We start from the raw sequence: 24,377 nt of genomic DNA, 5'->3' as shown, positions 1-24,377 counted from the left end.
CCCTCGTGGCGCGCCGCTACGCGGCTTGTCGTCGGAAGGCGTCGAGGCTTCCCGCGTGGATCAGCTCGCTCGGCAGCACGTGGCCCACGATGGTCTCGGCCATGCGCCCGACCTCGATGAGCGCGTCCAGGTCCACGCCGGTGCGGATGCCCATCTCCTCGCAGAGCAGCACCAGCTCCTCCGTGCAGATATTGCCCGCCGCGCCCTTCTGCCCCGCGAAGGGGCAGCCGCCGAGCCCGCCCACAGTGCTGTCGAACTGGGCCACGCCCATCTTCAGCCCGGCATGCGCGTTGGCGACCGCGAGCCCGCGCGTGTCGTGCAGGTGCAGGCCGATCTTCTGCTCGGGCCAGCGGCTGCGGACCTCTCCCACCACGCGCTCGATGCGCTGCGGCGCGGCCCAGCCCATGGTGTCGGCCAGCGAGATGCGCTTGATCTCGGCGCCGTATTCCTTGGCGATGGCGAAGCCGTCCTGGAGCGTCGAGACCACCTGCTGCGGCGTGATGTCGCCCTGGTAGTTGCAGCCGAAGGCGGCCATGACGCCGATGCGCTCCACCGCCACGCCATGCGAGATGTGCAGCGCGGTCTGCTTGCGCATCGCCTCCAGGTTCTCGGCATGGGAGCGGTTGAGGTTCTTGCGCGTGAAGGCCTCGGAGGCCGTGAGCGAGATGCTGCCCGTGAGGTGCAGCTTGTCGCGGAAGGCGAGCGCGCGCTCCAGCCCGTTCCCGTTGAACCAGAGCGCCGTGTAGTCCACGCCCGGCTTCGCCTTGAAGCCCGCGACGACATCGGCCGCATCCGCCCAGCCTGGCACCACGCGCGGATTGACGAAGGAGCAGACCTGGATGTGGTGCAGACCCGTCTCGGCCAGCGCCTCGATCAGACGGATCTTGTCGGCGGTCGGGATCGGGCCCGGCTCGATCTGGAAGCCCTCGCGCGGGCCTTCCTCATGGATGTCGATGCTAGCCGGCAGGTCGCTCATGCCGCTTCTCCCTTTTCCTGTGCCCTCAGACGCCGGGCGCCCGCTCCGCGTGCTTGGCTTCGCCGCGCCACTGAATCGCCCGGCGGCATAGGCTCATGGGCGGCGTCGGCCGCCTTGCGGCCGGATGGGTTACGCCACGGCATTGTTCTTCTCCGTGACGGGCCCGCCCACGATACCGCGTTCCACCAGCCCCGCGCTCTCCTCCTCGGGAATGCCGAGCTCGGCGAGGATGGCCAGCGTGTCCTCGCCGATGCGGCCGGGCTGGAGGCGCAGGCCCGTGTCGTGATTGCCCATCTCCAGCGGCAGGCGCGGCAGGCGGGCGTAACCGCCGTTCGGCAGCGCGATCTCCAGCATGCGGTCATGGGCGTTGAGCTGCGGGTCGGCCGGCAGATCGCCCGGCTTGGCGGTGGGCGCGAAGGGCAGGCCCGCGCGCTCGCACATCTCGATCATCTCGGCCTCGCTGTGGCGCGCCACGGCGTCGGCCACGATGGGCAGCAGGCGCGGGCGGGCCGCCACGCGCTTCTCGTTGGTGTTCAGCTCCTCGTCCGCCAGCAGGTCCGGCCGCTCGAACAGCGCGCAGAAGCGGCGCCAGTGCTGGTCGCTGGTGATGCCGAGGAAGAAGAGCTGCCCGTCCGCGGTCGGGAAGGTGTCGTAGATGCCCCAGGCGCCGTGGCGCTCGGGCATGGGCGGCATGGCGCGGCCGGTGATGGCCTCGCCCGTCATGTGGGAGGTCATGAGGAAGCAGGCCGCCTCGAACAGCGCCGACTTCACGAGCTGCCCGCGCCCCGTGCGCCCGCGCTCCTGCAGCGCGGCCAGGATGCCGACGACGCCGAGCACGCCGCCCAGGATGTCGCAGACCGAGGCGCCGGCGCGCAGCGGCCGCCCCTTGGGGCCGGTCATGTAGGCGAGGCCCGACATGTACTGCACCACTTCGTCCAGCGCCGGGCGGTTCTCGTAGGGGCCGGAGAGGAAGCCCTTCAGCGCGCAGTAGACGAGGCGCGGGAACTTCGCGGAGAGCTCCTCGTAGCCGAAGCCCAGCCGGTCCATCGTGCCGGGGGCGAAGTTCTCGATCACCACATCGGTGTCGGCCAGCAGGCGCTCGATCACCGCGCGGCCCTCGGGCGCCTTCAGGTCGATGGCGAGGCAGCGCTTGTTGCGGTTGAAGGTGGCGAAGAAGCCCGAGGCGAAGCCGGCCAGGCGGCGCGTGCGGTCGCCCTCCACGGGCTCGATCTTGATGACCTCGGCGCCCAGGTCGGCCAGCACCAGGCCGCAGGAGGGACCCATGATCACATGGCAGAATTCCAGCACGCGGATGCCCGCGAGGGGCAGCTTCTGTTCGTCCAAGGCCGGTTCCCCGAAAATTGGCGCCAATTCTGGCGACAAGTTGTAGAAGGCCGCCGGGACCTCTACAAGCCCCGGAGACACATGGCCGCGAAACCCCGTCCGAAACGCCCGATCGCGCTCGAGATCGCCGCCGGCATCCGCGGCGGCTCCTATCGCGCGGGCGAGTGGCTGCGGCAGATCGACCTGGAGCGCAGCCTCGGCGCCAACCGCTTCGAGGTGCGGACGGCGCTGTCCGAGCTGACCCTGCGCGGCATCGTGGAGCACGTGCCCTTCCGGGGCTTCCGGGTCGCCACCATCGACATGACGCGGCTGCACGACCTGCTGGCCATCCGCGTGCTGCTGGAGGTGGATGCGGCGCTGGCCGCCCTGCCCCGCATCGACGCGGCGGCGCTGGAGCATCTCTCCACGCTGGCGGGCGAGTTCGAGGACGCGGCGGTCAACGGCTCCCATGCCGATTGGAGCCGCACGAACATCGCCTTCCATGACGGCTTCTACGACTACACGCCCAACCGCATCCTGGCGGAGATGATCGTGGAGGCGCGGGACCGCGCGCGGCTCTGGCCCAAGGGGCTCTGGCCGTCCTTCGCGGCGCTGCAGGAAAGTGCCGCGGGCCACCGGCGCATCATCGCGGCGCTGGCGGCGCAGGACGGCGCGCAGCTGACTGCCGAGATCCGCGCGCACATCACGGAATCGGCGGTGAACCTGCCGGACAAGGCTTAGCTCGGCCTCGGCGGCCTGGCTTCGCGCTGGCGGCCCGAGGCCAAGCCCCGGGCCGAGTACAAGGGGCTACCCCGCGACCAGGATCGTCCGCCCCGTGACCTTGCCGTCCTTCAGCCGGTGCAGCGCGGCGTCGGCATTGGCCATCTTCTCCAGCGTGATGGGGATCGCCGGCACCTTCCCGTCCTGCGCCAGCTTCACCACCTCATGCAGCTCCGGCAGGCTGCCGACATAGCTGCCCTGAATGGTGATGGCGCGGATGGGCATGAGCGGCAGCGGGATGTTCATCTCGCCGCCGAAGAGCCCGACCTGCACGAGCTTGCCGCCCTTGCCCATCGCGTCGAAGGCATCGGCCGCCGTCTTCGATCCGTTCACCAGGTCGATGATGCCCAGCACCGGCCCGCCGCAGGCCTCCACGATCCGCTTGGCCGTGTCCGCGCCCGCCAGCACGGTGTCGGTGGCGCCCTGCTTCTTCGCGGCCTCCAGCTTCGTCGCGTCGATATCCACCGCGCAGATGCGCTTGTGCCCCAGCGCCTTCAGGATCGCGATGGCGTTGAGCCCGAGCCCGCCCGCGCCAACCACGACTATGGGCTCCTCCGCCCCCATGGGCATCAGCTTGCGGATGGCCGAATAGACCGTGACGCCCGAGCACGCATAGGTCGCCGCCAGCGCGGGATCGAGCCCGTCGATCGGGATCAGGTGCTTGTAGTGCGACGACAGGACATGCGTCGCATAGCCGCCGTTCTGATAGACGCCGAGCGAGCGCGACTTCACCGCGCAGAGGTTCTCCTCGCCCCGGGCGCAGCGCGCGCAGGTGCCGCAGCCGACCCAGGGGAAGACGAGGCGGATCTGCCCCTTCTCCAGCCCCTTCCCCTCGGCGCCCGGGCCCCATTTCACGACGCGGCCGACGATCTCGTGGCCCAGCGCCAGCGGCAGCTTCACGCCGCGGTCGGTCATGCGCAGCTTGCCGCGCTGGCCGAGGTCGTACTCGCCCTCCCAGATATGCAGGTCCGAGTGGCAGACGCCGGCATGGGTGACTTCCAGCAGCACCTCGTCGCCCTGCGGCTCCGGCGTGGGAAGTTCGATTTCCTTGAGAGGCTTGCCGAGTTCGGTGACGGCCCAGGCCCGCATATGACGTCTCCTCAGTTCGATGCTTGCCCCCATGGGACCGCGCCGGGGGAGCCCGGTCAATCCACGCTTGATGCATTCCATCGCCTGTCCTCACATGTCGCCCAAGTAATCAATCAGACATGAGAGACGGGGAACGCATGGCACGGCTGACGCTCGCCTTCTTCTGCTCCGGTTTCGGCGCGCTGCTCTGCCAGATCGTCTGGCAGCGCATGCTGGGCGTCTTCGCGGGCTCGGACACCGTGTCGGCCGCGCTGGTGGTGGGTGCCTTCCTGGGCGGGCTCGGCCTCGGCTCCATCCTGGGCGCCAAGCTCGCGGACCGGCTCTCGCCGCGCGGGGCGCTGCTGGGCTTCGCGCTGTGCGAGGCTGGGGTGGCGGCCAGCGCGCTGCTCTCCAAGCCCTTCCTCTATGACCTCATCGCGATCGGCCTCGCCGATGCCGTCGAGCACCCGACCGCCGTCTTCGCCCTCTGCTTCGCCGGGCTGGTGGTGCCGACCACGCTCATGGGCGCCTCGCTGCCCTTCCTCTCCCGCGCGGTGGCGACGGAGCTGGAGACGGTCGCCAGCCGCATCGGCACGCTCTACGGCTGGAACACGCTGGGCGCGGGGCTCGGCGCGCTGGCGGGCGGCTGGGTCATCGTGGGCCATCTCGGCTATGTCGGCGCGCTGGTCTGCGCGGCGGGGCTGAACCTCGCCGCCGCGCTCATCCCGCTCACGCTGCTGCGCGGGATGCCGGCCACGCCGCCCGCCCCGCCCCGGCCCGCGGGCGAGGCGCAGGCCGCGCCCTTCGGGCGGCTCGGCACCTGGTGCGTGCTGGTCTTCCTCTCGGGCTACGTGATCGTGGCGCTGGAAATCGTCTGGGTGCGGCTGCTGGGGCAGGTCGGGCAGTACCACGCCTATCTCTTCCCCACCGTGCTCGGCACCTTCCTGCTGGCCGACGGGCTCGGCATGGCGCTCGCCGCGCGCATGGTGCGGGGCATGCGCGACCCTCGCCCCGCCTTCTTCCTGACCCAGGGCGGCGGTTTCGTGCTGGCGGCGCTGCTGCTGGGCATCCTGTGGTGGGCGATCGGCGAGAAGCCGCTCTCCGACCTCATGGCCGTGGACTTCGACCGCTTCTACCACCAGGCCATCGCCATCTCGACCGCGATCATCGTGCTGGTGGTGGCGCCGCCCTCCTTCGTCATCGGCATGACCTTCCCCTTCGTGCAGCGCGCCGTGCAGCAGGATCTCGCGAGCGTGGGCGCGCGCGTGGGCTGGGTGCAGCTCTCCAACATCCTGGGGAATGCGGCGGGCTCCATCGGCACGGGGCTCATCACCTTCCATTTCCTGGGCAGCATGGGGACGCTGCTGCTGCTGGCGGTGCTCTCGCTCGGGCTGCTCTTCGTCTGGCTCACCCATGCGCGGCGCTCGCGCCCCGCGACGCTGGCGCTGGCCGGCGTCACCGCGCTCATCGCGCTCGCCCTGCCCTCCAACCGCGAGTTCTGGTCGCGCATGCACGGCCTGCCGAGCGGCATCGAATCCGCCTGGGCGGAGGACCGCTCCGGCGTCTCCTTCTGGCGCGAGTTCGGCGAGGGCGAGGGCCGCCAGCCCGGGCGCTTCTTCATCATGGGACATGGCCAGGGCTTCGTCCCCTTCCTGGAGCAGCACGTGCTGCTCGGCATGCTCGGGCCCCTGCTGCACCCTTCGCCCGGCCGCGTGATGACGGTGGGCGTGGGCTCCGGCGGCACGCCCTATGGCGCCGCCGTGAATCCGGAGACGCGCGAGATTCGCGCCATCGAGCTCATCGCCCCCGTGCTCGACACGCTGGAGGAGATCGCGCGCGAAAGGCCGGAATCCGGCGTGGCCGCCCTGCTGGCGGACCCGCGCCTGCGCCTGGAATACGGCGACGGCCGCCGCGCGCTGACGCGGGGCAACGAGCTCTACGACGTGATCGAGGCCGATGCGATCCGCCCGCAATCCTCGCATTCCGGCCTGCTCTACAGCGCCGAGTTCCTGGCCCAGCTGCGCGAGCGGCTGGCGCCCGGCGGGCTCTATGTCCAGTGGGCGCCGACCTGGCGCGTGGTGGACACCTTCGCCGCGGCCTTTCCCCACGCCATCCTCATCACGCCCCTCCAGGCCATGATCGGCAGCGACCGACCCATCCCCTTCGACCAGCAGGCGCTGATCGAGGCGCTGCGCGACCCGCGCGTGATGGCCCATGCCCTGCGCGGCAACCCCGCGACGACGGACCTGACGCCGCTGGTGAGCGGCCCCGTGACGGTCTGGACCCCCGAGACGCCCCGCGCGCCCCCGCCGTTGACCGACATGTTCCCCCGGGACGAGTTCTTCCTGAACCACGCGCAACTCGACACCTGGCGGCCCAGGCCGGAATGACATCGGGTTCCGGCGGAATAGGCTAAGCTCACCCCCAGCAGGGAGACCCGCCATGCCGCCGCGCCGCAAACCGCCGACCGAGAAGCCCAGCCTCGAGGCCTTCGACAGCATCGCCCTCCTGCTCCAGGGCGGCGGCGCGCTGGGGGCGTACCAGGGCGGGGTGTGCGAGGCGCTGGCGGAATGCGGGATCGAGCCGGGATGGATCGCCGGCATCTCCATCGGCGCGATCAACGCCGCCATCATCGCGGGCAACCCGCCCGAGATGCGCTGCGTGCGCCTCCGCCGCTTCTGGGAACAGGTGAGCGAGGGCCAGGCCAGCCGCTGGGCGCATTGGTGGCTGGATGGCGCGCGGCTCGGCAGCGGGGCGCATAGCGTGCTGAACCGCCTGGGCGCGATGGAGGCGCTGGTGGCGGGCGCGCCCGGCTTCTTCACGCCGCGCATCTCGGGCTTCGGCTTCCCGCCGCTGGGGGTGACCAGCTGGTACGACACCTCGCCCCTGGAGGCGACACTCGAGGAGCTGGTGGATTTCGACCGGCTCAACAATGGCGGGATGCGCGTGAGCCTGGGCGCCGTGAACGTCCGCACCGGCAACTTCGCCTATTTCGACACGACGACGCACCGCATCGGCCCGCGGCACATCATCGCGAGCGGCGCCCTGCCGCCCGGCTTCCCGCCGGTGGAGATCGACGGCGAACTCTACTGGGATGGGGGGCTCGTCTCCAACACGCCGCTGGAATGGGTGTTCCGCCAGTCGAAGGCGCGCGGGATGTTGGCCTTCCAGGTGGATCTCTGGAGCGCGCGGGGGGAGGCGCCGCGCGACCTCACGGAGGTCGCGGTCCGGCAGAAGGAGATCCAGTTCTCCAGCCGAACCCGCGCGGGCACCGACCATCTCAAGCGCGTCCAGGCCTTCCGCACCGCCGTGCTGCGCCTGCTGGAGCATGCGCCGGCGGAGCTGAAGGCGAGCGACGACGGCAAGCTCCTCGCCGAGTTCGCCGACCGCAAGGTCGCGAACATCGTGCAGCTCATCTACCGCACGCGGCCGCACGAGGTGGATTCAAAGGACTACAACTTCTCCCGCCTCGCGATGGAGGAGCATTGGCGCGTGGGCCGGCAGGATGCGCGGCGCGCGCTGCGCCATCCCGAGATCTTCGAGCCGCCCCAGGGCGAGGACAGCGTGCAGACCTTCGATTTCCGGCCCGAGCCGGGGGAGCCCGGCTAGGCGCCGGCGCGGACACGGAGGCCCGCCCCCCGCGGCACATCATGCGGCCGCGAATAGCACCGCGCGGGATGCGCGCGTGGCGGCGGAGAGCCGGACTCAGGTATCCAGCCAGCGCAGGCCGCCCGGCGGCGGCGGGATGTCGGGGTTCTTCTCGATCATCCGCGTCCAGACGCGCTGGGTGACGATCTGCGCCTCCTTCATCAGCGCCTCCTCGTCCATCGCCAGCATCTTGCGATCGCGCAGCAGGAACTCGCCATCCACCATCACCGAATGCACCGCGCCCGGATGGCCGTAATGAACCACGGCCGAGACGAGGTTGATGATCGGCCTCAGGCTCGGCGTGTTGAGGTCCAGGATGGTGAGATCCGCCTTCTTCCCCACCTCGATCGAGCCGATGAGATGCGTGGCGCCGACCGAGCGCGCGCCGTTGCGCGTGATGCCGTCGAGCATCTGCTGCGGCTGCGGGTCCACGCCGCCCTCCACCGCGCGGCCGCGCCCGCCGCGATGCGTGATGAGGCCGATCTTCAGCGCGTGGAACATGTCCTCCGTCATGTTGTCCGTGCCGAGGGCGATGTTGACGCCCGCATCGCGGATCAACCCAAGCGGCGCCGTGTGCGGCCCGCGGCGCGAGGAGTTCGCCGGGCAATGCGCCATCTGCGTGCCGCGCGAGGCCAGAAGCTCCACATCCTCGGGCGTGCAATAGGTCCAGTGCGCGCCGACGAGGTCGGGGCCGAGGAAACCCTCGCGGTCCAGGTAGCCCGCCGGCGTCAGCCCGCCATGCATGGCGCCGACCGCCTTCACCTCGTCCATGCTCTGCGCGAGGTGGACGGCGCGCGTCAGCTTGTACTTGGCCGAGAGGTCAAGCAGCGCCCGCAGCATCTTCGGCGAGCAGTTGTCCGGGGCGTGCGCGGCGATCTGGAAGTTCACGCGCCCGTCGCCGCGGCCCTGCCAGTCCTGGATGCAGCGTTCGGTGCGCTCGAGGAAAACGCGGCCGAACTCCTCGTCGATGCTGTAGTCGCCGAGGCGGATCTTCAGCGTGTTGATGTCCGCGCAATTCTCAGAGAGCCAGAGGCGCAGGCCCGTCGCGGCCATGGCGTCGATATAGTCCGGCGTATGGCGGAAGGGATCGACCAGCGTGGTGCAGCCGGAGCGGATCGCTTCCAGGCAGCCCATGCTCACCATCACCGAGCGTTCCGCCGGCGTCATTTCATAGGAGACCGGCGACATGTAGCCGTAGACGGCATTGCCGCCCCAATCCTCGACGCTGCCGCGCAGCACGGTCAGCGCCGTGTGCGTGTGCGCGTTGATGAAGCCCGGGAAAACCGCGAGGCCGCGGCCGTTGAAGCGCGGCAGGTCGGGGAAGTCGCGCTCGAGGATCTTGCTGTCGCCCACCGCCGCGATGCGGTCGCCCTTGATGGCGACGGCCGCGTGCTCCAGCAGGCTTCTTCCGTCGTCGCAGGTGACGACGATGGTGTCGGTGATCAGAAGGTCCAAGGCGCTCCCCCACTTGCTGGCGTGGCGACACTCTTCCACAATTAGCTAGCGATGCAAGCGAGGGGATCCGCGATGCCACGTCACGCCGCCATCCTGGCGCTCTCCCTTCTCGCCGCGCCGGCCGCGGCGCAGGACCTGAACATCGCGGTGGGCGGCGCCTTCACCTCGATGGATCCCCACTTCCACAACCTCACGCCCAACAGCGCGATCACGCAGCATCTCTTCGACCGGCTGCTGGAGCCCGATGCGAATCTCCGGCCTGTGCCCGGCCTGGCCGCCGAATACCGCGCCATCTCGCCCACCGAGTGGGAATTCAAGCTGCGGCCGGGCATCCGCTTCCACGATGGCTCGCCGCTGACCGCCGACGACGTGGCCTTCACCTTCGCGCGCATCCCCCAGGTCCAGGGCAGCCCGGCCTCCTACGCCTTCTACACGCGCCCGGTGCGCGAGGTGGTGGTGGTGGATCCGCAGACCGTGCGCCTCGTTACCGCGACAGCCTCGCCGCTCATCCCCGCCATGGTGCAGGGCTTCGCCATCATCGGCCGGCGCCAGGGCGAGGGCATGACGACGGCCGACTACAACAGCGGCCGCGCGGCCATCGGCACGGGTCCGTACCGCCTCGTCTCCTACACGCCCGGCGATCGCGCGGTGTTCCAGCGCAACACCGAATGGTACGGCGGAAATGTCGGCTGGAACCGCGTCACCTACCGCTTCATCGGCAATGACAGCGCGCGGCTCGCCGCGCTCAAGGCCGGCGACGTGGACCTGATCGACCAGGTGCCGACGCGCGACGTGGCCGAGTTGCGGCGCGACGGGCGGCTGGCCATCCACAGCGCCACGAGCCTGCGCAACATCTACCTCTACCTCGACCAGTGGCGCGACCAGACGCCCTTCGCCACCGACCTGCAGGGACGCCCGCTGCCCAGCAACCCGCTGCGCGACCTGCGCGTGCGCCGCGCGCTCTCGCTCGCCATCAACCGCCAGGGCATCGCGGCCCAGGTGATGGATGGGCAGGCCACGCCTTCCGGCCAGTTGCTGCCCGCGGGCGCCGTCGGCCACGACCCCGCGCTCACGCCCGACACGCAGGACCTCGACGCCGCGCGTCGCCTGCTGGCCGAGGCGGGCTACCCGCAGGGCTTCCAGATCTCGCTGCACGGCCCCAACGACCGTTACGTGAACGACGCGCAGATCCTGCAGGCCATCGCGCAGATGTGGGCCCGCGTGGGCGTGCGGACGCGGGTGGAAGCCCTGCCCTCCTCCGCCTTCTTCTCGCGCTCGGGACGCGACGAATTCTCGGTCGGCCTGCTCGGCTGGGGCACCGGAACGGGCGAGCCGGACAGCCCGCTCGGCAACCTGCTCGCCACCATCGAGCCCGCGCGCGGGCGCGGCGCCAGCAACCGCTCCCACTATTCCAACCCCCGCTTCGACGCGCTGGTGGACCAGGCGCTGGGCACCATCGACCTCGCCGCCCGCGAGGCGGTCTATCGCGAGGCGACGGGCCTCGCGATCCGCGAGCAGGCCATCATCCCGCTGCACCACCAGGTGAATATCTGGGCCTCGCGCCGCGGCCTGGCCTATGAGGCCCGCAACGACGAGCGCACGCTGGCCATGTCCCTGCGTCCGGCACCCTGAGGAGAAACGCCCTTGCGACAGGTCTTCATCCGCGGCCAGTCCGGCGCCGGCCCCGACGCGGCGGCCCAGGCCGAGCAGGCCATGCAAGCCGCGACGCGCCTGCTGGCAGCCCGGGGCGCCCGCATCGCCGACATCTGCAAGGTCACGACCTATGTCACCGATCGCGCCTATGACGCGCCGGTCCAGGCCGTGGTCGCGCGTCATCTCGGCGGCGCGGAGGTGGCAGAGACCGCGCTGATCGTGAACGGCCTGACGCGGCCGGAGATGATGGTCGAGATCGACATCGACGCGGTGATCGCATGAAAGCCGCCATCCTGCGCGAGGGCACGCTGCACCTCTCCGGAATCATCGCCGGCGACGTCGCGGGCGGCTTCACCATCGAGGCCGCCGAGAAGCAGGCCGAGGCGGTGTTCGACAGGCTGGAGGCCGCGCTGGCCTCGGCCGGCTGCCAGCTGACGGACCTCTGCAAGATCACCATGCAGATCACCGACCGCGCCTTCCGCCAGGCCATCTACGGCGTGATGGGGCGCCGGCTGGCGGGCGTACATCCGGTCAGCACCGGGCTCATCGTGAAGGCGCTCCGCGACCCGGCGGCGGTCTTTCAGCTCGATGTCTATGCCGTGCCGGGCGGCCCGCATGAGCGGCTGCGGAAATACCGCTCCACCAGCGCGCCCTATGGGCTGCACAAGCAGGAATTCGTGGCCGATTTCTGCATGGTGGTGGTCGCGGGGCGGCGCATCTTCCTGCGCGGCCAGACGGGGCTGACGCTGGATCGGGACTTTCCCAACCTGCACGACGCCGGCGCCCAGGCACGGCTCGCCATCTCCAATGTGGAGAAGCTGCTCGCCGAAGGCGGCGCCACGCTGGCGAATGGCGTGGCCGCGACGGTCTATGTCACCGACCGCGCCCAGATCGCACCCGTGATGGAGGCGCTGCAGCCCGCCCTGTCGCGCCACGGCATCCCGCACTCTCTCTTCATCGTGAAGGGCCTGGCCGCGCCGGAAATCCTGATGGAGATCGACGTCCACGCGGTCCTGCCCGATGTGGGATGATCTCTGGACCGACGCCCGGCTGGTGACCATGCAGGGCGCGGGGCTCGGCGTGATCGAGCCGGGCGCCATCGCGGTCAAGGACGGCGTCACCGCCTGGCTCGGCCCGATGTCCGGGCTTCCCGCCACCGGGGCGAAGCGTCGCCATGATGCCGGCGGCCGCTTCATCCTGCCCGGCTTCGTGGACGCGCACACCCATCTCGTCTTCGCGGGCGAGCGCATCGGCGAGTTCGAGCGGCAGCTCGGCGGCGCCACACGGCGGGAGCTCGCGGCCGAGGGCGGCGGCATCCTCTTCACGATGCGCGAGACGCGCGGCGCGAGCGAGGACGCGCTGGTCGCCAGCGCCACGCCGCGCCTGCGCCGCCTGATGTCCGAGGGCGTGACCACCATCGAGATCAAGTCCGGCTACGGGCTGGACCTCGAGAGCGAGCTCCGCATGCTGCGCGCGGCCCGGCGCCTGGGGCGCGAGAACGGCGTGCGCGTCGTGACCTCCTTCCTCGGCGCGCATGTGATCCCGCCGGAATACACCGGGCGCTCGGCCGATTATCTCGACCACCTCGCGCGAACCGTGCTGCCGGCCGCGATGGCCGAGGGGCTGGTCGATATCTGCGACGGTGGGATCGAGGGCCTCGCCATCCGCGAGGAGGACATGCTGCGCCTCTATCGCGCCGCGCAGGCCGCCGGCCTGCCGATCAAGGGCCACACGGACCAGTATGGCGATGTGGGCGGCGGCGGCACGCTGGCGCGGCTCGGCGCGCTCTCGGCCGATCACCTGGAATATGTGAGCGAGGCCTCCGTCATCGACATGGCGAAGGCGGGCACGGTGGCCATGCTGCTGCCGGGCTCGACGCTCTTCCTCAACGAGCCGCGCCGCCCGCCGCTGGAATGGTTCCGCCGCCACGGCGTGGAGATGGCGCTGGCGACCAACTGCAATCCCGGAAGCTCGCCCACCCTCTCGCCGCTTCTGGTGCTGGCGCTGGGCTGCTCCTTCTTCCGCATGACGCCGGTGGAGGCGCTGCGCGCCTATACGGTGGTCGCGGCGAAGGCGGCCGGGCTCGCGGGAAGGATCGGCGAGCTGCGACCGGGCCTGCCCGCCGACTTCGTGCTGTGGGAGATCGGCCAGCCGGCCGAGCTCTGCTACTGGCTCGGCGGTGCGCCGCCGCGCGAGGTGGTGCAGGCGGGATTGCCGCGGCCGTAGTTCGGCGGCAGCGGAATCTCGCGCATCGCGCCTCCCTCGGCCTCCGCCCCGCCTTCCACGCCGCCCAGCAGGCGCACGCGCAGCCGGGCGGTGCCGCAATTGTTCCCGTAGGTTTCGGCGATTCCCGGCACCAGCAGATCGTTGACGTAGAGGAAGAGCGGCCCGTCGCGCCTCGCGGAAAGCGTGGCCTCATAGGTACGGCCGCCGGGAAGCAGGCGCCAATCCAAGGCGTAGTCCTCTCCGCCGATCTCGCCGATCCGCGCCATCAGCCGGAACCAGTCCTGGGTGACGTGGCGGCGCAGGGGAATGGCGGCGCCCATCAGGAGCGCGGTTTTCCAGTCCCCCGCGCCCGCGCTGAGCCCATGCGGGCCCGCGGGCAGCGAGGCGTCCTTCCAGTCGCGCGGCGCATCGGGCGAGGCCCGTGTATCGCCGAGCTGTATGCGCAGCCGGTAGGTCGCGCCCTGCTCCATCTGAACGAGCGTCGGGTGGCAGATGCTCCGCGTGTCGAAATGCGAGACGACATCGCTTCGGCCGCTGGGCGTGACGAGGGAGGCATTCCCGGGCGTCGTGCAGAAGCTGCCGCTGGCCTGCATGACGCCGAGCGCCGACTGGTTCAGCAGCCCGACCGTAAGCCAGATGGCGGCCAGCCCCGCCCCCCAGGGCAGCACCCATCGCCGCGCCACGCGGTCCAGCAGGCGATAGGCGCCGGAGAGCCGGAGGGCCTGCACGGCGCGGTTCACCAGCCCCGCGGGCCTGGGCACCACAAAGCCCCCCCTTTGCCGGGCGGACCGGCGTGGTGACGGGGCCGAGATCGTACCAGACGCACCGCATCTCGTCCGGCACGCGCGTGTCCAGCCAGCGCCCCGCCAGGATGCCCGCCATCAGGCACGCGGCCAGCACCAGCAAGGTGACGGGATGCGACCCGTAGACCGAGAAGGGCTGCGCCAGCATGGCCGGCAGCACGCCGCTCCCCGCCTCGATGACCGGCTTGAGGAAGCAGGCCCAGGACTCGCAACCCGTGGGCTTCAGCAGGAAGGGCGCGCCGGCCAGCGCCAGCGTCGAGGCGAGCGTCCAGAAATAGGCGACGCGCCGCCACCAGACCCAGTTCCACACGCGCTCGCGCGCGGCCGCGCTTCCGTTCCACAGGCCGGGGCCCAGGAACTGGTCCGCCGTCACCAGGCTGCCATTGGCCTTGAGCACGTCGAAATCCGCCGGAAGGCTGATGGGCGCGTAGCCGTCCTGCCCGGCCTTGATGCGGTTGAAGACGCTTTCATGGATCTTGGGCCGCGCGACCTCGACATCCGGCCGGCCGCTCTGCGCCCGGCTCTGGTGCAGGATGGCGTCGAGCCTGCGCGGCTTGTAGCGGAAGTAGCTCGCGAAGCCCCGCCGCGAATCGTGGATGGGCCCGTGCTCGTCCGCGACGGCGCGGAACAGGTCCTTCACGGCGGGCGCGAAGCGGAGCCCCGCCGCCTCGGCCTGCTCCAGCATCCAGATGAGCGGAGTGTGCGCGAGGCCATCATCCGCGTAGCCGCCGCCCACATCGGAATGCATGCCGGCGAACCAGACCTGGCTGATGCGCTCGCGGCCGATGTCCTCGCCGGCCGGCGGCTCCTTCGCCTCGTTCCAGAGGCGCGGGTAGAAGGTGCTGCGCTCGTCGTCCAGGGACAGCGCCTGGCAGGCGCGCTTCACCCTCTCGTTGAGATCCGCGTCGGGCATGGTGACGGGGTAGACCACCGCATCCATCGCACGCGTCAGCTCGGCGATGGGCAGGCCATAGGCGTCCACCGTGTCGAAGCAGCCCAGGAAGCGGACCTCCGTGCGCTGATCCGGCTCGCCCGGGCCGCCGCTATTCGCCTTGGGGTCGTAGGAAGGGACGCCGAGAAGCGCGTTCTTCGCCCAGATCACCGCATCGCGGACCGGGCGCGCAATCTCGGTGAGCACGCGGCCCCGGTAGCGCTCCCGCCGATAGGCGCGCCATGCCTCGTTCACCTGCCGCTGCAGGTTCGCCTCGCTGCCGTCATAGCGGACGATGCCCTGGTTCATCACCAGCCCCATCACCACGCGCATGGTGAAGGCCCCGCGGCTGAAGCCGAAGCCGTAGATCTCGTCGCCCGGGCGCCAGGTGCGGCAGAGGAAGGCGTAGATCTCGCGCACGTTGCGCGCCAGCCCGAAGCCGAAGGCGCCGCCCAGCATGGCGAGCGGCCGGAAGCTCGAAGTCCCGACGCCGTCGTCATAGAAGGCGAATTGCCGCGGATACTTCGTCGGCTCGGTGTCTTCGAGGTCCAGCGCGTCATACAGCCGCCGGACATTGGTCCGGAAGATGCTGTTCACACTGTTTCCCGTGCCGTCCGAGAAGAGGACGATGTTGCGCCGGCGCGGAACGCCGACCGCTTCTTCGCTCATGAGGTCCCAACCCTCGTTTAGCGAAGGTTAGGACAAGTCATGTCGCAAATGTTACAGAATTCGCGACTTCACTCGGCCGCCGTGGCGAGCGCCGGCGGCATGGCCTTCAGCTCCTCCGGCGTCAGGTGGCAGGCGATGCGGTGCCCCTCGCCGAAGCGGCGGATCGGCGGCTCCACCGTATCGCAGGTCGTGCCCAGGTGGCGCGGGCAGCGATGCGCGAAGCGGCATCCCGCATGGCCCGGCGCGGAGGACACATCGCCCGTGAGGCGGATGCGGCTCGCCGCGCGGCCATGCGCGCCCACCACCGGCACGGCGGAGAGCAGCGCCTCGGTATAGGGGTGGTAGGGCGGCATCAGCATGTCGCGCGCCGGGCCTTCCTCGACGATCGCGCCGCGGTACATCACCGCGATGCGGTCGGCGATATGCGCCACCACGCCGATGTCGTGCGAGATGAAGAGATACGCGACATCCAGCTCGTCGCGCAGGTCCGAGAGCAGGTTGAGCACCGCCGCCTGCACCGAGACGTCGAGCGCGGAGACCGCCTCGTCGCAGACCAGGAAGTCGGGCTTGCTGGCGAGCGCGCGGGCGATGCCGATGCGCTGCTTCTCGCCGCCCGACATCTGGTGCGGATAGCGCTGGCGGTAGCTCGGCGGCAGGCGCACGAGCTCCAGCAGGCGCTCCACCTCCTTCGTCGCCTCGGCGCCGCTAGCGATGCCGAAGCGGACCAGCGGGCGGCGCAGTGCCTCGTCCACCGTCTGGCGCGGGTTGAGCGAGCTGTCGGGATTCTGGAAGACGATCTGCGCGCGGCGCCGGTAGCTCAGCGGCGGCGCGCCCGGGATCTCCTTGCCCTCGAAGCGGATGGTGCCGGCATCCGATTCCAGCAGCCGCAGCACGAGGCGTCCGAGCGTGGACTTGCCGCAGCCGCTCTCGCCCACCAGGCCCAGCACCTCGCCGCGCCCGATGGTGAGCGACACGCCATCCACCGCGCGGAAGCTGGTGGAGGGCTTCAGCCCCTTCAGGCTGAGGCGCGAGAGGAGGGACTTGCTGCCGAAGCTGCGCGTCAGCCCCTCGGCGCTCAGCAGCGTCATGGGCTTCTCGGGGCGTGCCGCGCCTTCGGCATGGGCCGGGATGGGCCAGGGCTCGCCCGCGATCTCCTCGGCGCGGTGGCAGCGCACCGCACGGCCATCGACCGCGCGCAGCGCCTGCGGCTCGGCGCAGGAGGGCCGCGCGAAGGGGCAGCGCGGCGCGAAATTGCAGCCGGGCATGGGTTGCGTCAGGTCCGGAAGCCCGCCCGGAATGGGGGCGAGGCGGCCCATCCGGCCGCGGTCCACGCGCGGCAGCGCCGCCAGCAGGCCGCGCGTATAGGGGTGGCGCGGGTCGCCCAGCAGCTCCGCGCAGGGCCCCTGCTCCACCACTCGGCCGGCATAGAGCACGGTCAGCTCGTCGCAGAGCCGGTCCACGATGCCGAGGTTGTGGCTGACCAGCAGCATGGAGACGCCGCGCTCGCGCCGCAGCTTCTCCAGCAGGTCCAGGATCTGCGCCTCCACCGTCACGTCGAGCGCGGTGGTGGGCTCGTCCAGCAGCAGCAGGTCGGGCTCGCAGGCGAGCGCGGTGGCGATGACCGCGCGCTGCTTCATGCCGCCGGAAAGCTGGTGCGGATAGGCCTGCGCGACCTGGGAGGGCCGGGCGATGCCCATCTCGGCCAGCAGCTCCACCGCGCGGGCGAAGGCCGCCTGCCGCGAGAAGCCGCGATGCTGCACCAGCGGCTCCGCCACCTGGTAGCCGATGGTGAGCGCCGGGTTCAGCGCGGCCGCCGGGTCCTGGAAGACCATGCCGATGCGCCGGCCCCGCAGGCTTTCGGCCTGGGTGCGGAGGTCCACGCCGTCGAAGAGCGCGGAATCGCAGACCACCTCCGCGCCCTTGCCGAGCAGCCCGAGCATCGCGAGCACGACGGAGGATTTCCCGGAGCCGCTCTCGCCCACCAGCCCCATCGCGCCGCCGCGCGGGATGGCCAGCGAGACATCCTGCATCGCGTGGACCGGGCCACGCTGCGTCGCATAGGTCAGCGACATGCGCCTGATGTTGAGGAGAGGGTCAACCATGTCCACGCCCCCTCAGCCGCGGGTCCAGGAGATCTCGCAGCCCCTCGCCCACCACGTTCACCGCGATGAGCAGCAGGCAGAGGCAAAGCCCCGGCGCCAGGCCGATCCAGGGCGCCTCGCTGATGAAGGGCCGGCTCTCGGCGATCATGAGGCCCCATTCGCTGGCCGGCGGCTGCGGCCCGAGGCCGAGGAAGCTGAGCGCGGAGCCGAGCAGGATGGCGAAGGTGATCCGCAGAGAGGTCTCGACGATGAGCGGCGGCCAGGCATTGGGCAGGATCTCGCGCGCCAGGATGTGGAAGCCGCCCTCACCGCGCGCCCTCGCCGCCTCCACGAAATCCTCCGCCAGCAGGCCGAGCGCCACGGCGCGGGAGACGCGCGTCATGATCGGCACGTAGACGAGGCCGACCGCCAGGATGGTCTTCCACAGGCTCGGCTCCGTCACCGCGAGGATGAGCAGGCCCAGCAGCACCGGCGGCAGCGAGATCATGAGGTCCACACCGCGCATGATGACCTCCTCCGTCCAGCCGCGCCGGAAGGCCGAGATCATGCCGAGCGGCACGCCGATCGCGAGACTGATCGCCGTCGCGCCGAAGCCGATGGCGAGCGAATCATGCGCGCCCGCCAGCACGCGGGAGAAGACGTCGCGCCCGAACTCGTCGGTGCCGAACCAGTGCAGCGCCGAGGGCGGCTGCAGCCGCTCGCGCACCGAGAAGGCGTCCGGGTCGAAGGGCGTGATCCAGGGGCCGAGGATGGCCAGGATGCAGATCGCGCCGACGATGACGCCGCCGATCCAGAGGGTACGAGGAATGTGCTTCACCCTGCGGATCCGCTCACCCGGATGCGGGGGTTGAGCACCGCGTAGAGGATGTCCGCCACGAGGTTGGCGAGCGTGTAGATGGTGGTCACCACCATCATGGCGCCCATCATCAGCGGCACGTCCTGGTTGTCGATGGCATAGACCAGCATGCGGCCCAGGCCCGGGAAGGCGAAGACGCTCTCCACCACCACGATGCCGCCGATCAGGATGCCCACATCCACCGCCAGGATGGTGATGGCCGGCAGCAGCGCGTTGGGCAGGGCGTGCCGGCGCAGCACGATGCGCTCCGGCAGGCCCTTGGCGCGGGCGGCGAGAACGTAGCGGCTCTCGATCGCCTCCAGCATGGAGGACCGCACGAGGCGCGAGATATGCGCGATCAGCCCCAGCACCAGGGTCGAGACCGGCAGGATCAGGTGCCGCGCCCAGCCGAGGAAGCCGGCCTCCGACAGCGGCGAGTATCCCGTCGCCGGCAGCCAGCCGAGCCAGGCGGCGAAGAACAGGATCACCAGGATGCACCAGAAGAATTCGGGCACCGCGATGAAGAAGTACTGCATCAGCGTCAGCACGCGGTCCGACCAGGAGCCCGCATGCGTCGCCGAATGGATGCCGAGCGAGATGCCGATGATCGCGACCAGCACGATACTGATCCCCGCCAGGATGGCCGAGCGCCCCAGCGCGTCCATGATGAGCGGCAGGGCCGGCCGGTCCATGGTCAGCGACATGCCGAAATCGCCGCGGAGCATGCCCGTGAACCAGCGCCAGTACTGCACATAGAGCGGATCGTTGAGACCGAGCCTCTCCTCGAGCGCCGCGATGGCCTCGTTGGTGGCGAACTCGCCCAGGATCATGTGGGCGACGCTGCCGGGCAGGATGTTCACGATGGCGAAGACCAGCACCGTCATCGCCCAGAGAACGAAGATGACGGCGAGAAACCGCTTGGCGAGGAAAGTAGCCATCAGGAACCAATATAGCCGGCCCTGAGGTCGAACCAGCGCATGGGGTGGGTCTCCACGTCCTTGACCGTCGAGCGGTAGGCGCAGGCGAATTTCTGGGCGTAGGCGATGTAGCCCGGCGGGTTCTCCACCATGGCGCGCTGCATGGCGACGTAGTGCGCCTTCTGCGCGTTCACGTCGCCGGTGAGGCGCGCCGCCTCCAGCGCCGCATCCACCTTCGGCTCGTTGTACACCCAGAGGCGGGTGTTCTGGCTGCCGCGCGAATGCAGGAAGGGGAAGGTCGAGGTGTCGATCGTCGGGCGCGCGAAATAGCCGTCGATATAGGCCGGCACCTTGCCCGCGACCTCGGCCGAGTAGCGCGCGAAGGGCACGCGCTGGATCTCGAAGTCGAAGCCCGCGGGGCGGCCCATCTGCTGCAGGGTCACGCCCAGCCGCTCGCGCACCGGGCGGCCGACCGGGATGACCAGCGGCACGCGGATGCCGTTCGGGTGGCCGGCCTCGCGCAGCAGGCGGCGCGCACCCTGCACATCGGCCCGCGCCGGGAAGGGAATGTCGTTCGCGAAGAAGGGATGGTTCGGCGCGATGGGGCTGTGCGTCGGCGCGCCCTCGCCGAAGAGCACGACCTCCGCCACATCGGCCTTGGGGATGGCGAGGTGCAGCGCCCGGCGCACGCGCACGTCGTTGAAGGGCGCCATCGTGTTGTTGAGGATGGCGCCGTCCCAGGAGGCGGTGGGAACGCTCTCCACGCGGACGTTGCGGACCTCGCGCAGCGCGCGGATGTTCTCGGGCCCCAGGTCCCACACCACGTCGAGGTCGCCGGCCTGGAGGGCCGCGATGCGGACCGACATCTCCGGCAGGATTCGCATCTCCACGCCGTCGAACTTCGGCCCGGCCTCCCAGTAGTCGGGGTTGCGCGCGTAGACGATGCGGTCGCCCGGCGTGTAGCTGCGGAAGACGAAGGGCCCGGTGCCGATCGGGTTGGTCGCGAGCTCGTCGATCTTGTCGGCGGGGACGATCTTCACCTGGCGGTCGGAGAGAATGTCCGCGAAGCCGCCATAGGCATAGGAGAGGCGGAAGATCACCGTGTAGGGATCGGGCGCCTCCATCTTCTCGACCATGTCGTAGTTGCTGCGGCTGGGCGCGCCGGTCGCGGGGTCGAGAATGCGCTCATAGGTCTTGATCACGTCGGCCGAGGTCATCTCGCGGCCGTGGTGGAACTTCACGCCGCGGCGCAGCTTGAACACCCAGGTCTTGAGATCGTCCGAATAGGTCCAGGATTCGGCGAGCTCCGGCTCCACCGACTGGTCCGCCTTCATGCGCGTGAGGCCGTTGAACACGAAGACGGCGTGCGCGAATTCCTCGCCGATCGTCATCTTCGCGGGGTCGAGGTTGCGCAGGTTCGCGCTCATGGCGATGCGCAGCACGCCGCCGCCCGCCTGGGAGGCGCCAGGCCGGGACATTGCGACGGTGCCGATCAGCGCGGGAAGCGCGAGGGCGGAGCGGCGGGGCAGCAGCATCGTTGTTCTCCGGTCCTGGAGCGGGAGGGCCGCCGGCGCGAATGCGCCGGAAATCCGGTCCCGCGATCATGCGAAATCAGCGGGGCTAGGTGACTCCGGGGGCGGCGTCGGGGTCCACGGCGCGGGTAACGAAGACCTCGACGGAAGGCGCATAGGCGTCCCACAGCGTCCGCAGCGCCGAGATCGCCTCGGGGGCGAGATCCACGCGCAGGTCCACCAGCGGGAAGACCTCGCGCTCCATGACCAGCAGGGCCGCGGAGATCACGGGCTTGCCCTCGCCGCCCGCGGCCTCGCCGGCCTCCATGGCGCGCACCAGGCGCTCGGCCAGGGGCTGGTCCTCGCTCTGCAGGAAGGCCTCGGCCATGGCGGCGGGCACGCGGTCGTTGGCCAGGATATTGCCCATGGCCACGCAGTTCTTCACGTGCACGGCGTTGAGTGCGGGCTTCACGGCGGCGCCGTGGAAATGCGCGGTGCGCCCCTGCGCGTCCATGCAGGCGAGCTGCCGCCACTTGTGGTCCGGCGTGCTGGCGACGAGCGCGGCCAGCGTCTCCTCGGCCGAGCAGCCGCCCGCGAGAAGCTGCAGCCCGCGCGGGCCCAGGCGCGGGTCGGTGCGATGCTGCGTCAGCACGCCGCCGATGCGCGGCGCCACATGCGGCACGCGCGAGCCGACGGCGAGGCTCGACGTCGTCACCGCGGCGCCGAACTGTCCCGTGCGTTCGCAGCGGCCGAGAAGCGAATAGGTCATGGCAAGAAGCTACTCCGCATGAAGATCATGTCAGGGGGGCGGCGGGGAACTTGTCCAGCGAAAAGCGCGGCGATTGCCCCATGGCGAGGCATGTTGCACAGCACTCAGCCACCGGTGATGCGCCGAACGGTCTCCGCGCCGAAGCGCGGGGGAAGCGTTTCGGCGGCGCATCCGGCCAGCACCAGCAGCGCCGCGACCGAGGCCGCGAGCTTGAGCTGGTGCGGCGCCACCTTTTCCGGCGTGTCGGCGGGCGTCAGCAGAAAGCGCATGTTGGATTGCGGCGCATCGAAGCCCGCGCAGAGCCGGAAGGCCGGGATGCCGTGGCGGATGAAGTTCGCATGGTCGGAATTGCCCATGAAGGGCGCGTAGGTGCCGATGGAAAGCCCGGTTGGCGCCAGCGCCCCCGCGATGAAATCGGCCACGCCCGGCGCGCCGCTCGTCAGCGCCGTCAGCCCCTCCGCACCGGCGAGCGAGTCCAGGTTGACGTTCAGCACCAGCTTGTCGCGTTCGCCTGACGGCAGGTTCCTCAGATGCGCCGCCGAGCCGAGCAGCGCCCATTCCTCGATGTTGAACATCGCGGCCTGCACGCCGCGCCTCAGGCCGGGCACGAGGTCGCGGATCGCCTCCATCGCTGCCAGCACGCAGGCGAGGCCCGTGGCGTTGTCGATGGCCGAGCAGGCCAGGTCGTGCCCGTCGATATGCGCGGAGAGCACGACGAGTTCCGGCTCCCGCCCCGGAATGGTCGCGAAGAGGTTCTCCGCCTCGCGCGCCTCGAACTCGCCCGCGACGTGCAGACGGATACGGCTGCCCGATTGCGCGGCCAGCGCGGCACCCGTCTCATAGGAAAGACCCAGGCAGGGAATGTTGCCCGGCTCGCCATCGCCGGCCGAGCCCGTGACGGGCAGCATCCCCGGCTCGTTGCAGGCGATGAGGAAGCCCGCCGCCCCCGCCGCGCGCGCGGTCTCGTACTTCTTGCGGCGATGCACATGGCCGGTGCCGATCATGTATTCGTGCCGCACCAGCAGGATGGCGCCGCGCACCTTCTCGCCGGCTTCCGCGATCTGCTCCGGCGTGCCGCGGCCGAGGTCGAGCAGCGGCGCCTCCAGCCCGCCCTCGGGCGTGGAGGGCGAGCGGCCCAGCGCATGCGCGGGATGCTCCCGCCCCCGCGCGTCGGTGACGCCCGCGCCATGGCGGGTCCAGCCCCGATAGGGAATCGCCTCGCGCCGGACGGGCGTTCCGGCGGCTTCCGCGAGGCGCTTCGCCAGCAGCTCCACCGCCGCCTTCTCGCTCGCGGTGCCGGAGAAGCGGCCGCCCGTCGCGCAGATCGCGGCGAAATCCTCGTTGATGCGTGGCGAGGCCCAGATGCGTCCCAGCACCGTCTCGATCATCTCGCGCCGCAGCATCGCCGTCTCCTGAAGCTCCGGCGGCAGGGTGACGCGCATGCCGCGCGAGGTCTAGGCTGTCACGAAGCTTTCGGAGGAACCGAAGATGACCGACATCGCCCATTGCGCCGCGCGGATGGAACAGGAACTCCCCTCCATCCTCGCCATGGCCGAGCGCGTGGTGAACATCGACAGCGGCTCCTACATGGCGGGCGGCGTGAATGCCGTGATCGACGTCTGGGCCGGCGCGCTCGCGGGCCTCGGCTTCGCGGTGGAGCGCAAGCCCCTGCCCGGCTTCGGCGACCAGATGACGGCGCGGCTGCACATCGGCGGCAACGGGCCGCGCCTGCTCGTCCTCGGCCATGCGGACACCGTCTGGCCCGCCGGCATCGCCGCCGAATGGCCCTTCAGGCGGGACGGCGACCGCATCACCGGCCCCGGCGTCGGCGACATGAAGACCAATGTCGTGATGGCCATCCACGCGCTGAAGTTCCTGCTCGCCGACAAGGCGCTGGGCGGCCTCGCCTCCGTCACCTTCTGCATCGTGCCGGACGAGGAGATCGGCAGCCCCGGCAGCCGCCACTGGCTGGAGGAGGTCTCGCGCGAGAGCGACCTCTGCCTGACGCTCGAGCCCTGCCGCCCCGGCGGCGGCATGGTGATCGGGCGCGGCGCGATCGGCGCGGTCTACCTGACCGCGACCGGCGTCACCGCCCATGTCGGCGCCAACCGCGAGAACGGCGCCAGCGCCATCGCCGCTCTCGCCGCCCTCGTCGGCCCGCTGGAGGCGATGGGAGACCCGGCCAACGGCCTCGGCTGCTCCGTCGGCATCTTCCGGGGCGGCGAGGCGCGGCAGGTCGTCTCCGGCCAGGCGGAGATGCATGTGGACCTGCGCGCGCCCGACGACGCCGCGGCGGAGAAGCTGCTGGCCGAGGTGCGCGCACTGGCCGCCCGCGCCCCCGCCGATCCGCGTGTCTCCATCGCCTTCCGGGGCGGCTTCACGCGCCCGGCCTTCCCGACGCTGCCGGGCACGCTCTCGCTCTACGGCCTGGCGGAGGGCTTCTGCGGGGAGCTCGGCATCCCGGTCTTCTCGGTGGTCTCGCGCGGCGGGTCGGATGGCAGCTTCGCGGCGCGGCTGGGGGTGCCGACGCTGGACGGGCTAGGCCCCGTCACGCACGACACCTGCAGCCGGCGCGAGCAGGTGGAGGTCTCCTCCATCGTCACGCGCGGCGCGGTGCTGGCCGGGCTGATGGCCGCCGCCGCCGAGGGGCGGGTGAAGGCCTGAATTGACTCGCTGGCGAACCGGTTCCACCTGACCCTTCCGCATCGCCC

Annotated in this window: 20 protein-coding genes; 8 read left to right on the top strand and 12 right to left on the bottom strand. The window is 70.7% G+C overall.

Annotation, left to right across the window (positions count from 1 at the left end; genetic code table 11):
* Window positions 1-16 precede the first annotated feature (16 nt).
* Window positions 17-976 (bottom strand): hydroxymethylglutaryl-CoA lyase, encoded by a 960-nt coding sequence (locus tag WJM96_RS20405; protein WP_424814397.1) that lies wholly within the window; start codon window positions 974-976, stop codon window positions 17-19.
* A gap of 129 nt (window positions 977-1,105) precedes the next feature.
* Entirely contained in the window at window positions 1,106-2,320 is a 1,215-nt protein-coding gene (locus WJM96_RS20400) for a CaiB/BaiF CoA transferase family protein (RefSeq protein ID WP_424814396.1), read from the bottom strand.
* A gap of 81 nt (window positions 2,321-2,401) precedes the next feature.
* Here WJM96_RS20400 and WJM96_RS20395 point away from each other — a divergent pair, with 81 nt between their 5' ends.
* Entirely contained in the window at window positions 2,402-3,040 is a 639-nt protein-coding gene (locus WJM96_RS20395) for a GntR family transcriptional regulator (RefSeq protein ID WP_424814395.1), read from the top strand.
* Between the two features lie 66 nt (window positions 3,041-3,106).
* Here the strand turns inward: WJM96_RS20395 and WJM96_RS20390 are convergent, their stop codons facing one another.
* Complete coding sequence (locus WJM96_RS20390) at window positions 3,107-4,168, bottom strand: alcohol dehydrogenase (RefSeq protein ID WP_424814394.1); 1,062 nt, start codon at window positions 4,166-4,168, stop codon at window positions 3,107-3,109.
* A gap of 119 nt (window positions 4,169-4,287) precedes the next feature.
* On the opposite strand from WJM96_RS20390, the gene WJM96_RS20385 reads away from it, so the two are divergent.
* Complete coding sequence (locus WJM96_RS20385; protein WP_424814393.1) at window positions 4,288-6,537, top strand: fused MFS/spermidine synthase; 2,250 nt, start codon at window positions 4,288-4,290, stop codon at window positions 6,535-6,537.
* Window positions 6,538-6,589: 52 nt separating this feature from the next.
* A complete protein-coding gene (locus WJM96_RS20380; RefSeq protein WP_424814392.1) occupies window positions 6,590-7,756 on the top strand; it encodes a patatin-like phospholipase family protein in 1,167 nt (388 codons plus the stop codon).
* Between the two features lie 96 nt (window positions 7,757-7,852).
* Here WJM96_RS20380 and WJM96_RS20375 read toward each other — a convergent pair whose 3' ends face one another.
* Entirely contained in the window at window positions 7,853-9,250 is a 1,398-nt protein-coding gene (locus tag WJM96_RS20375) for an amidohydrolase family protein (RefSeq protein WP_424814391.1), read from the bottom strand.
* Between the two features lie 72 nt (window positions 9,251-9,322).
* On the opposite strand from WJM96_RS20375, the gene WJM96_RS20370 reads away from it, so the two are divergent.
* Genes WJM96_RS20370 through hutI form a run of 4 tightly spaced genes read left to right on the top strand, consistent with a single transcriptional unit; the run spans window position 9,323 to window position 13,129 of the window.
* Window positions 9,323-10,882 (top strand): ABC transporter substrate-binding protein, encoded by a 1,560-nt coding sequence (locus WJM96_RS20370; RefSeq protein ID WP_424814390.1) that lies wholly within the window; start codon window positions 9,323-9,325, stop codon window positions 10,880-10,882.
* Between the two features lie 12 nt (window positions 10,883-10,894).
* Window positions 10,895-11,185 (top strand): Rid family hydrolase, encoded by a 291-nt coding sequence (locus tag WJM96_RS20365; protein WP_424814389.1) that lies wholly within the window; start codon window positions 10,895-10,897, stop codon window positions 11,183-11,185.
* Complete coding sequence (locus WJM96_RS20360) at window positions 11,182-11,934, top strand: RidA family protein (protein ID WP_424814388.1); 753 nt, start codon at window positions 11,182-11,184, stop codon at window positions 11,932-11,934. Before WJM96_RS20365 ends, WJM96_RS20360 begins: the two co-directional genes overlap by 4 nt.
* Window positions 11,924-13,129: an imidazolonepropionase gene (hutI, locus tag WJM96_RS20355; RefSeq protein ID WP_424814387.1), complete on the top strand. Its 1,206-nt coding sequence runs from the start codon at window positions 11,924-11,926 to the stop codon at window positions 13,127-13,129. Before WJM96_RS20360 ends, hutI begins: the two co-directional genes overlap by 11 nt.
* On the opposite strand, the gene WJM96_RS20350 is transcribed toward hutI, so the two are convergent.
* The 8 genes from WJM96_RS20350 to WJM96_RS20315 all read right to left on the bottom strand — a co-directional run bounded on the left by WJM96_RS20350 (window position 13,069) and on the right by WJM96_RS20315 (window position 23,108).
* Complete coding sequence (locus WJM96_RS20350) at window positions 13,069-13,356, bottom strand: hypothetical protein (RefSeq protein WP_424814386.1); 288 nt, start codon at window positions 13,354-13,356, stop codon at window positions 13,069-13,071. The genes hutI and WJM96_RS20350 overlap by 61 nt on opposite strands.
* Window positions 13,319-15,532: a DUF2235 domain-containing protein gene (locus tag WJM96_RS20345; RefSeq protein ID WP_424814385.1), complete on the bottom strand. Its 2,214-nt coding sequence runs from the start codon at window positions 15,530-15,532 to the stop codon at window positions 13,319-13,321. The genes WJM96_RS20350 and WJM96_RS20345 overlap by 38 nt, the downstream gene beginning before the upstream one ends.
* Before the next feature lie 68 nt (window positions 15,533-15,600).
* Entirely contained in the window at window positions 15,601-17,634 is a 2,034-nt protein-coding gene (locus WJM96_RS20340; protein WP_424814384.1) for a dipeptide ABC transporter ATP-binding protein, read from the bottom strand.
* Window positions 17,627-18,451 (bottom strand): ABC transporter permease, encoded by an 825-nt coding sequence (locus WJM96_RS20335; RefSeq protein ID WP_424814383.1) that lies wholly within the window; start codon window positions 18,449-18,451, stop codon window positions 17,627-17,629. The genes WJM96_RS20340 and WJM96_RS20335 overlap by 8 nt, the downstream gene beginning before the upstream one ends.
* Window positions 18,448-19,407 carry an ABC transporter permease gene (locus WJM96_RS20330; protein WP_424814382.1) on the bottom strand — a complete coding sequence of 320 codons (960 nt, stop codon included), beginning with the start codon at window positions 19,405-19,407 and terminating at the stop codon, window positions 18,448-18,450. Before WJM96_RS20330 ends, WJM96_RS20335 begins: the two co-directional genes overlap by 4 nt.
* Window positions 19,407-20,921, bottom strand: coding sequence for an ABC transporter substrate-binding protein (locus WJM96_RS20325; RefSeq protein WP_424814381.1), 1,515 nt, complete (start codon window positions 20,919-20,921; stop codon window positions 19,407-19,409). The genes WJM96_RS20330 and WJM96_RS20325 overlap by 1 nt, the downstream gene beginning before the upstream one ends.
* Before the next feature lie 85 nt (window positions 20,922-21,006).
* Window positions 21,007-21,666 carry a DUF1028 domain-containing protein gene (locus WJM96_RS20320; protein ID WP_424814380.1) on the bottom strand — a complete coding sequence of 220 codons (660 nt, stop codon included), beginning with the start codon at window positions 21,664-21,666 and terminating at the stop codon, window positions 21,007-21,009.
* Window positions 21,667-21,770: 104 nt separating this feature from the next.
* On the bottom strand, window positions 21,771-23,108 hold the full coding sequence (locus tag WJM96_RS20315; RefSeq protein WP_424814379.1) for a M28 family peptidase: 1,338 nt from the start codon (window positions 23,106-23,108) through the stop codon (window positions 21,771-21,773).
* Window positions 23,109-23,154: 46 nt separating this feature from the next.
* Here WJM96_RS20315 and WJM96_RS20310 point away from each other — a divergent pair, with 46 nt between their 5' ends.
* A complete protein-coding gene (locus WJM96_RS20310) occupies window positions 23,155-24,330 on the top strand; it encodes a M20/M25/M40 family metallo-hydrolase (RefSeq protein WP_424814378.1) in 1,176 nt (391 codons plus the stop codon).
* Window positions 24,331-24,377: the final 47 nt, after the last annotated feature.

The organism is Roseococcus sp. YIM B11640, from assembly GCF_049727625.1.
In the GTDB taxonomy this organism is placed as follows: Bacteria; Pseudomonadota; Alphaproteobacteria; order Acetobacterales; family Acetobacteraceae; genus Roseococcus.
This window is presented reverse-complemented; position numbering and strand designations above follow the sequence as displayed.